This window comes from Parabacteroides faecis (assembly GCF_014647375.1).
Taxonomy (GTDB): Bacteria; Bacteroidota; Bacteroidia; order Bacteroidales; family Tannerellaceae; genus Parabacteroides; species Parabacteroides faecis.
Genome location: NZ_BMPB01000025.1, coordinates 1 through 6893, shown reverse-complemented (window position 1 = coordinate 6893; position 6893 = coordinate 1). Strand labels below are relative to the sequence as shown.

General features: G+C 38.6%; 3 protein-coding genes and 1 pseudogene. 3 read left to right on the top strand and 1 reads right to left on the bottom strand.

All coding sequences use genetic code 11. The annotated features are described in order from the left end of the window. On the bottom strand, positions 1-153 hold a 153-nt coding region (locus IEY67_RS25490; RefSeq protein WP_189086837.1), incomplete at its 3' end, for a SusC/RagA family TonB-linked outer membrane protein. A 598-nt stretch (positions 154-751) separates the two neighbouring features. Between IEY67_RS25490 and IEY67_RS25035 the strand changes: the two are divergent. The 3 genes and pseudogenes from IEY67_RS25035 to IEY67_RS25025 form a co-directional block, all read left to right on the top strand. Further along, positions 752-3676 (top strand): annotated as a pseudogene (locus IEY67_RS25035) (SusC/RagA family TonB-linked outer membrane protein); the annotation flags it as partial. A 29-nt stretch (positions 3677-3705) separates the two neighbouring features. Next, positions 3706-5301 (top strand): RagB/SusD family nutrient uptake outer membrane protein, encoded by a 1596-nt coding sequence (locus tag IEY67_RS25030; RefSeq protein WP_183672543.1) that lies wholly within the window; start codon positions 3706-3708, stop codon positions 5299-5301. Positions 5302-5580: 279 nt separating this feature from the next. Beyond that, positions 5581-6726, top strand: a complete 1146-nt coding sequence (locus IEY67_RS25025; protein WP_122357342.1) for an AAA family ATPase — start codon at positions 5581-5583, stop codon at positions 6724-6726. Positions 6727-6893: the final 167 nt, after the last annotated feature.

Below are 6893 nucleotides of genomic sequence, written 5' to 3'. Positions count from 1 at the left end.
GCCGACCATTGTACCTTTAACAACAATCGATGCACCAATGATTGGCTCATTATCATCCGCCGAAATAACAGTACCTGTTACTTTCGTCGTCTGAGCAGTCGCCAATCCAATGCCTAAAAACAGGCAAAACAGAAGATAAGTCAACTTCTTCATAGACACACTTTTTTATTTAACTATAAGATAACTAATTTGTACTATATTATATAGAATTCGCCTAAAACCTATTATAAAACATATCAGAGAAGCCGCAAATGTAATAATAAATTTATTATAACACTAAAAAAGTAACAGGAATTTACCAAAAACAGACTGTTAATTAACAAAGTAGCATGAAAAATGGCACTTTGAAGAGAAATTTCTCGTTTTTATTTTCACATTTCATCTAAATAGACGTTTTAAAATTACCTATTTTTAACCAGGTCATTTTCACATTTAGGCTAAGATTTATTTGGCCTGAAAAGTGACAGGTTCCATTTGGGTAGAAAAAGTAATCTTATTTTTTATTCATAAGTTCGTTTAGAGATGGTTTGATGAAATCCAATGAGTTTCTATAAAAACAGAGAAGATTGTTTATGTGTGAAAAAATGTATATAACAAGACATAATAAAATCTCTTTATCAGGAGTGTTTCATACTATTATGAATTATATATTAGTTGGATAGAAAAGTATAAAAAAGATACCGATATATCTTTTAGATAATTAATATTAAGTCTTCTTCCCTTGATTTTACATTCGTGTAAGAGGTATTCGCCGAGTTCTGCAAAGACTCTGATTGTATCATACGTAGGTATGGAAACTCAAGAGCTCTCTGTCTCTCCTGTGGTTCATATCAAATTAAAATCTGATACTCAAAATCTTGACGAAGTTGTCGTTGTAGGGTATGGAACTCAACGCAAAAAAGACGTAACAAGCTCTATTGCGAAAGTTGGAGGAGAAACCCTCAGTAACCTGGTGGCATCCTCATTTGATACCCAGTTGGCAGGACGTGCCGCCGGGGTTCAAGTAACCACTCCTAGCGGGGTACTTGGTGCCGGGCCTCAGTTTAAAGTTCGTGGTATGAGTACCATCAGTTCCAGCTCTCAGCCTCTGTTCATCGTAGATGGTATGCCTATTGCTACCGGAGACAATGGAGATGGTAAAACAGGTTTGGGACAGTTGTATGCATCATTCAATGCCATGTCGGATATAAACCCGAATGATATTGAATCAGTTGAAATATTAAAAGACGGTGCTGCTACGGCTATTTATGGTTCACGTGCAGCGAATGGCGTTGTTTTGATTACTACGAAAAAAGGAACAAAAGGACGTGCTAAAGTTACTTATGACGGATATGTAAGTGCAGCCAGTGCTGCTAAATTGCATGATCTTTTGGGTGCAAAAGATTTTGTCATGATCGCTAATGAAAAATTAGAGAACTGGGAAGAGAAAGGACAAGCGGTTTATAATGCTTCAGATCCTGATACAAAGTGGAACGATTATATCTTCCAGACCGGTTTCCAGCATAATCACAACGTTGCAGCCAGCGGTGGTACAGATAAAAGTCAGTATTATGTATCTTTCGGGTTTACAGAGCAGGAAGGTATTGTTCGTTCAAATGATATGAATCGTCTGACTTTGAAAGCCGATTTGACCCAGCAGGCAACAAAATGGTTACGTATTGGTTTGAATGGCCAGATGAGCCGTACAAAATTGAATGGTATATCAAATTCGGAGAACTCACTGGGTGGTGTAGGTTTTGCCGGAGTTCGTATGCTTCCGAATGTGGCCGTTTTCGATCCGACTGATCCGACCGGATATAATATCGATAAGGAAAGCCGCAAAACATTGGGACGTGGTAATAACCTTTCTTATATTGATAATGGTATTCAAAACATTGTCTGGGCATTGGATAATAATGTGAACCGCTCTACCAATACACGTGTCATCGGTGGTGGTTGGGCTGAAATCACTATTATGGACGGACTTACACTGAAAACTCAGGGAGGTCTTGATATCTCTAATGTAAAAGACTTTATGTATTGGGACTCTGAATCAGGTGACGGTTACGGACGTAAAGGTTTGCTTGAAGAAGTAAACACAACGTATGAAAACTGGAACTGGCAGAATATCCTGAATTTTAATCGTTCATTTAATGATGTGCATAATTTAAGCGCAACAGCTGTTCAGGAATACACTCACAGTGAGTATGAATATACAGATGCTGCCGTTCAGCAGTTGTCTGACAGGTTCTTTACAGACCATATTATCTCCAATACTTTTGGTATAAAAGATATCGGCGGATACAAAACATTTAACGGACTTGCTTCTTATATGTTCCGCGCAAACTATAATTATGATAGTAAATATTATGCGGGTGCATCTATCCGTTACGACGGATTATCCAGCTTACCGGAAGATACTCGTTGGGGTACATTCTGGGGGGCTTCCGTTGCATGGCGTTTATCTCGTGAGAATTTCTGGAAAGACGCTCAGGTGAACGAATGGTTCAACGATTTGCGTATCCGTGCTAGCTACGCTACATTAGGTAATTCCGATCTGGGAAATAACTTCCCATACCTAGGAACTTATGGTGCAAAACTATACGGCTCACAATCCGGTGTAGCCTGGAACCGTATGGGTAATAACAACCTGAAATGGGAAACGACTGAAACGTTTGACTTGGGTCTGGATGGTTCTTTCTTCAACAACCGCCTGACATTTGAATTGGCTTATTGGCAAAAGAATTCAAAAGACCTTGTATTGGAAGTTCCGACTCCTCCGACAATGGGTATTCCTTACAACTCATATTATGATAATATCGGTAAAATCAAAAACTCCGGATTTGAGTTGACCGTAAGCGGTACAGTTATCTCAACGAAAGACTGGAACTGGCGTTCTGAGTTGAACTTCTCTACTGTAAAAAATACTGTTAAGTCATTGTATGGTGGAACGGATATCATTGATAATTATACAATTATCCGTGAAGGTGAATCTTATCGTTCACTATACGGATACGACTATTACGGTGTCAATATGGAAAACGGTAACCCTATCTGGAGAAAAGCGGATGGCAGCCTGGTGCAGTTCGATACATTCGGCTCGTATGACTATGTTGAATATGATCCGTCCAACCCTAAAGACGTATCAAAATCTTCCTCTTTGGGGTCTAGCGACCGTAAAATCTTAGGATCTTCTATGCCTACCTGGTATGGCGGATGGAACAATACGATCACCTATAAAGATTTCGATTTGAATATATTCCTTCGTTTCTCCGGTGGTAATAAAATCATGAATGCTTCTCGCCAGAGTGCTTTGATGAATATGGAATTTGCTAATAATGGTAAGGAAATTTTGGGCAGATGGGTATCTCCTACAGAAACGGGTGATGGTATGACTCCAAGAATCGGTTACAATGACCAGTCTGTCTTGTTCAATGACGGCTTCACCGATTCTCACTTTGTGGAAAAAGGTAATTACTTGAAGCTGTCAAACCTGGCTCTGGGATATACTTTGCCGAAATCTGTTTTATCGGCAATAAACATAACCAAGATCCGTGTGTATGCACAGGCTCAGAACTTATTCACTATCACAGGATACTCAGGTTTGGATCCGGAAACTAACACTCGTTTGGGCGTAGACTGGAATGGTATGCCTCAGCAGCGTTCGTTTACTTTTGGAGCAAATGTCACATTCTAAGAATATAAATCAGTAGAAAAATTACAATTATGCTAAATAGAAAACTATATAAAAATATATCAGTTGTAGCATTAGGCGCAGCCTTAATTTCGCTACCCTTATTCACTGCTTGCGAAAGCGATGTGGTGGATCTGTCTCCGGTTGATAAATTCTCCGATTTGACAGCTTACGGTACTCCGGCACGATGCGAGTTATCTATGATCGGTGCTTATGATGCTGCCCAGTGTGGTATGTATATCAATTCTGACAATGGCTGGCAGCGTGGTTATCCATTCGGGGCTGCCAGTATACAACAAGGAGAAATGAGAGGTGAAGATATGAACCTGACGGCCGTATTTTACGATTACACCTATTCAGCGACCTACAATTTATCTACAGCGAATAATGTCGCTATGTGGGAAACCTCTTTTGAGGCTATAAACCGTTACAATACAGTGTATGCAGGTCAGGAATATGCCGGTAGCAATGGCATACTCGATGAAGCGACAGCCAATCAATATAAAGGCGAATGTCTGTTTTTACGTGCCTTGACATACCATAATTTAATGATTCATTATGCACTTCCTTACAATGTGGATGGGAATAATAATTATGGTATGCCTCTGTATACTACGGCAATTAATACACCGGAAGCTATTCAGGAAGCATTACAGATTGGCCGTTCGACTGTTGCCGAAACATATGCGCAAATCCTTAAAGATCTGGATGATGCAGAACAATTATTGCCAGATGTTATCACAGCGGGCAAGATATCCCGCGCGTCAAAAGGGGCAGCTGTCGCTTTAAAGACCCGTGTTTATCTGCATATGCGGAATTGGGCTAAAGTTATTGAAGAAGCTGAAAAACTGGAAGGCGGACGTTTCCAACTGGAAACAGATCCGGTTACTCCATTTACTTCAAGTGCCGATAACAAAGAATCTGTTTTCTCGATCGAAAATAGTACGGAAGACAATCCGGATGTCAACGGTTCTTTAGGTCAGATGATGTCGGGTCGTAACGGAGGACGTGCCATTATAACTTCATCTCCTACCGTTTATAACTCCAAATACTGGACAAAAGACGACAAGCGTCGTAACTTGCTACTATACCGTGAATCTGATAAATATTATTACTGTGATAAATATCAGGATCCTACTTCTCAGGATGCATGGGCCCCGATTCTCCGTTATTCAGAAGTGCTTCTGAATGAGGCTGAAGCTGCAGCACGTAGCAACAATAAGACGTTAGCTCTTGAAAAGTTGAATGAAGTGCGCGACAGATCATTGGCAAATCCTGCACAGGAAAGTTATAAGGCTTCGGATTTCGCTGATACCAAAGCACTGTTAGAAGCTATTCTTTGGGAACGTCGTATTGAATTTCATGGTGAAGGCCGTCGTTGGGAAGATATTCATCGTCTTGCAAATGATGATCTATTCCCGTCCGGTGGTATCCCTGCTAAAATTGAATACAACAACAGCAAGGGTGTAGGTGCATTCGTTGTAAACGGAGAGGTTAAATCTGAATGGTATAGTTCCAGCAAAAAGTTTATTCCTTATACTGATAAACGTTTTATCTGGCCTATTCCGTTAAACGATATTTTAAGAAATCCGACTTTATCGAAGCAGCAAAATGCAGGTTGGGAGTAAATCTCATATTGACAAGAAGATATTTTTTTGGGCCTTTACGCATTAAATAGATATGTTAAAAAATATTAGTCGCCAGGGTATTTTCATTTACCCGGTATATTAATCCGATTTACCCGGTAAGGTAGTGACAAATTGATAATTAGAAAAAAAGGTGTCCGGGTAAATATTTTAACGTAAAAAGATGGATGTAACCAACAAATTTGAAATCGATTGATTTCAAATTTGTTGGTTACATCTGTTTTAATTACCTTTGTTTCAATCGAAAAATAGATAAAAGTTATGAATACTCCTTTTGTGTATGGCCGCATAGCCGACAAAGATAATTTTACAGACAGGGTACAAGAGGTTAAGTTGCTTACCCAAAATTTCAATGGCTTGGTTAATACCGTCATTATTTCTCCACGCCGTTGGGGAAAAACTTCTTTGGTAAGTAAGACGGCACAAATTCTTCAAAGTTCAAGTAGGGATTTTATTATTTGTCAGGTAGACATATTTAACTGCCGGACAGAAGAAGAATTTTATGTTGCTTTTGCCAATGCGTTGCTAAAAGTTTCAACCTCTGCCTGGGAAGAATTTGTATCCGGTGTAAAAAAATATTTAGGAAAAATGGCTCCGCTTATTTCAGTATCAGACAGTAGTCAAACCTATGAGTTTTCATTCGGAATAAGTTTTAAGGATAATAAGATGGGATATGATGAAATATTGGATTTACCGCAAGTTATAGCGAATGATACCGGGAAAAAAATTATTGTCTGTATCGATGAATTCCAAAATATCAATGAATACGAAGATTCTTTGGCTTTCCAACGTAAACTGCGCGCTCATTGGCAGAAACAAACATCTGTCTGTTATTGTCTTTACGGGAGTAAACGGCATATGTTACTGGATATTTTTAATGACTATAGCATGCCATTCTATAAATTCGGGGACATTTTATTTCTTCACAAGATAGGAAGGGAAGATTGGATTTCATTTATTTCCAGTCGCTTTTCCGATACCGGAAAAGAAATTTCAAAAGAATTATGTAATCAAATAGCAGCCAGGGTAAAGGATCATCCATATTATGTTCAGCAGTTAAGCCAACAAGTTTGGTTACGTACAGAAAAAAAGTGTACCGACAGTATTCTCGATGAAGCATTCTTAAGTCTGACTGGTCAGTTAAGCCTTCTGTTTGCCAATATAATAGACACATTAACATCCAAGCAAATTAATTTTCTATTGGCGGTGGCAGATGGTGTCACAAATTTCTCGTCGAAAGATGTTCTTACAAAATATAAACTGGGAACTTCTGCAAATATAAAAAATCTAAGAAAGGCGACTTTGGAAAAAGATTTAATAGACATTCTACCCGGAAATATAACCGAACTTCAGGATCCTGTTTTTGAATATTGGATAAAAAATATTTATACTGGTTCACTACGATAAACACCCCACTTTAGGTAGAATTTGAGTATGTAAATTAGCTACTCAAATTCTACTGTCTTTTTTCAGTACAAATTATCATAAGTTAGATTTCAATCGATATAAAAAATAATCCATTAGTTTAAGCTATTTGGATAGGGTATTTATTGGATTTACAGAGATTTACGCAT

What these genes read in the sequence shown, in the direction of transcription:
- IEY67_RS25030 (WP_183672543.1), top strand. Translation starts at nt 3,706, where the DNA reads ATGCTAAATAGAAAACTATATAAAAATATATCAGTTGTAGCATTAGGC.
- IEY67_RS25025 (WP_122357342.1), top strand. Translation starts at nt 5,581, where the DNA reads ATGAATACTCCTTTTGTGTATGGCCGCATAGCCGACAAAGATAATTTT.